Below are 3,371 nucleotides of genomic sequence, written 5' to 3'. Positions count from 1 at the left end.
CCAGCAACAGCTGCGCCCGCGACATGCCCGCTACCCGACTCACGCAATCGTCCGTTTCAATTCGATAGTGCGTCAAAGATCGCGCATATCAATCACGAACACTTAGGGAAGCCCTAAGTTTACCGCGTCCATGGGCGGGACGATTTATGGTTAATGAAACCTTCGACCTTATTTCAGCGTTGGCGAATTCAGGTCGAGCTTGTCGGCGGTAATCAATTCGAGATCGGGATAGGTCTTGCGGAGTTCATCAATGAAAAGCTTGGCGTCGCCGACGATGACGATGCTCGCGGCGCCGGGGTCAAGCAGCTTGGCGGCGGCCGCCTGCACCGCCGCCGGATCGACGGCAGCCACGCGCTTGGTATATTCGCCGAGCTCGCTCAGCGGCAGGTCCTGCACGACATAGCCGCTGACAGTCCCGGCAATGCCGCCGGTCGTCTCGGTAGCGCGGCCGAAATTGCCGACTAGGACGGCCTTGCGTGTGTCGAGTTCGGCGGCGCTCACCGGCTCGGTGCCGAGCCGCTTCATTTCGGCAAGGATGATCGACACAGTCTCAGGCGCCGACGGATTTTTGGTTGAGGTGCGGCCCGAGATGGTACCGGGCAACCGACCCGCTTGCACGCTGCTGCCCGCGCCATAGGCAAGACCACGCTTGATCCGGATTTCCTGGTTGAGCCGCGACGAAAAGCCGCCGCCGAGCACCGTATTGGCCACCGCAACAGGATAATATTCTGGGTCCCGGCGCGCGATTCCACGCCGCGCGACGACGACCCCTGCTTGCCCCGCGCCTGGCAAGTCGACGACGATGACGCGTGGTTGCGCTGTCGTCGAAGCAACCGGAAGTCGCGGGCCGTCCTCGTAAACGATTTCTGCCCCGGGATTGACCCAGCTACCAAAATTTCTTTCCGCCATAGCCTTGGCGGCGGCGGGCGTGATGTCGCCAACCAGCACGAGCGTCGTGAGATCCGCCTTCCAAACCTTCGCGTAGGTACGTCGAATATCCGCTTGGCTGATTGCCTTGAGCGACTGAGGCGTCCCTGCCAGTGGATGGCCATAGGGTGCACTGCCGAGCGCCGCGCGCGCGGCAACAAGCGCGGCGAGCTGGCTGGGGTTCTTGATCGCGACCTGCACGCCGTCGATCGTCTGCGCGCGGGCGCGTTCGATTTCTTCGGGCGCAAACACCGGATTGCGCGCGACGTCGGCGAGGATGCCGAGCGCGGGTGCTGCCTGATCGGCCTTCACCGTCACCGCAACGGTCGCGCCATCAAAGCTCGCGTCGCTCGAGATCGAGCCGCCAAGCGTTTCGATCTGCCGCGCGATTTCGGTCGCGGAGCGTGTCTTGGTGCCCTTGGTCATCAGATCGGCGGTCAGGCTGCCGAGGCCGGCGCGGTCGGCGGGGTCGATTGCCCCGCCGCCGGGCGCGACGAGCAATGCCGTCAGCAGCGGCAAGTCGTGCTTTTCGACCACGACAACGCGCAGGCCATTGGCGAGCTTGAAGTCGTTGGTGACGGGCGCGCTTGCGGCGATCGGTGCCGCCGTCGGCGGCAGTGCCACGCGCTCGGCATCGCTGGCGGGGGAGACGATCTCGACCTTGCCCGGTGCCGTCAACGGCTTGACCACGACGCTGTCGGCGACTTCGATCCGGTCATTCTGCGGGGATTTGTCGGACGGGTCTTCGGGCAGATAGTGGATCGTCGCGGCGCGCTGATCGCGCAGATATTTGTTGGCGACCCGCTGCACATCGGCGGCCGTCACTTGCGCGAGCGCGGCGAGCTGCCGGTCGGCGGCGCGTGGATCGCGGTCGATGATGACGGCGGCGGCAATCGAGCGCCCCTTGCCCTCGGCGGTTTCGCGCGATTGCAGCACGCTGGTGAGGATCTCGTTCTTGGCTTCGGCCAGTTCGGTGGCAGCGACCGGGGCGCTCCGCACGCGCGCGATCTCGCGCCGCAACGCCGCTTCGCCATCGGCAACTTTCTTGCCGCTCGCCATGATTGCAAAGACCGCGAGATTGCCGGGGCCTTGCTTGCTGTCGAGATAGGTCTCGGCGGCTTGCGCGATCTGGTCGCGATAAACGAGCGTCTCGTACAGCCGCGAGCTCTCCCCCTGCGACAGGATCGCGTTGAGCACCGTCAGCGCCGGGTTGTCGGGATGGCTGTCGGCGGGGATCGGATAGCTGATCATCACCGCGGGCAGCGGCGTGTTGGCTTCATGCACGACATAATGCGTCGCCTTCGTGCGTTCAGGCTCGACGACCGTCACGCGCGGGATCGGCGTGGTCGGGCGCTTGATCGGCGCGAAATACTGGTCGACCCAGGCATCGAGCTGCTTGGCGTCGAAATTGCCCGACACCACCAGCACAGCATTGTCGGGCCGGTAATAGGTCGCGTGGAATGCCCGGACGTCGTCGATCTGCGCGCTCTGAAGGTTGTCGAGGCTGCCGATCGTGCCGCGCGCATAGGGGTGCCGCGTGTAGGAAATCGCCGGGAAATACTGTGAGAACAGCTTGCCGTAAGGCCGCGCATTGGTGTTTTGGCGCAGTTCCTCCTTCACCACATCGCGTTCGGACGCGAAGCTCTTGGGTTCGACGACGAGGCTGGACATGCGGTCAGCCTCGGCGAACAACAGCCGCTGGAGGTGGTTCGCCGGGATATTCTCGTGATATTCGGTGTAATCGTCGCTGGTCGACGCATTGTTATCGCCGCCGACATCTTCGGTCAGCCGGTCGAATTGTTCGGACACGAGATTGCGCGTGGTCTTGAACATCAGATGTTCGAACATGTGCGCGAAGCCCGATCGCCCCTTGGGGTCGTCCTTCGACCCGACATCATACCAGACCTGCACCGATACATTCGGCGTCGAAGTGTCGCGGATCGCATAGACGCGCAGGCCATTGGCGAGCGTGCGTTCGGTATAGGCGATGGGCTTGATCGGCGCGCCGACGGGCTTGGCGGCGGCGGGGCGGGGCAGCGGCTTCTTCGGCGCTGCGGTCGCGGTGAGGGGCAAAGCAGCGACGCCCAGCAACAGGGCAACACGAACGAGACGCATCAAGGGATTCTCCGCGATCAAGGAAGGACGCGAAGGTGGCGCGCCCGTGTTGCCCGTGTCAATCGCCGATACAACGCGACCAGCGACCCCGCCCAATCGGGCGCGGCCGGCGATCGGTTCGATCAGCTCTTCTTGCGGCTGCTGTTCGCGTAGAGCAGCGCGGCGGCGAGCGCGGCGGACCCGACCCCGACGCCGATCGCAATGGCCGACACCGGCCAGCTCTTTTCGGCCTTGGCTTCGGTCTCGTCGGCGGCGGCGGCGACGCGCTTGGCGGCGTGCGCGGCGGCTTCGATCTCGTTCATATCCTTGGGTTGATCGCTCATCGGGCT

2 protein-coding genes are annotated in these 3,371 nt (G+C 64.6%); both read right to left on the bottom strand.

The window, feature by feature from the left end:
• Positions 1-168: 168 nt before the first annotated feature.
• A complete protein-coding gene (locus K2W81_RS06910; protein ID WP_294102543.1) occupies positions 169-3,042 on the bottom strand; it encodes a pitrilysin family protein in 2,874 nt (957 codons plus the stop codon).
• A 122-nt stretch (positions 3,043-3,164) separates the two neighbouring features.
• On the bottom strand, positions 3,165-3,371 hold a 207-nt coding region (locus K2W81_RS06905), incomplete at its 5' end, for a hypothetical protein (RefSeq protein ID WP_294102541.1).

This window comes from Sphingomonas sp. (assembly GCF_019749955.1).
Classification (GTDB): Bacteria; Pseudomonadota; Alphaproteobacteria; order Sphingomonadales; family Sphingomonadaceae; genus Sphingomonas.
This window is presented reverse-complemented; position numbering and strand designations above follow the sequence as displayed.

Excerpts from the sequence above, each read along its gene's own strand:
- K2W81_RS06910 (WP_294102543.1), bottom strand. The coding sequence starts at position 3,042 with ATGCGTCTCGTTCGTGTTGCCCTGTTGCTGGGCGTCGCTGCTTTGCCC.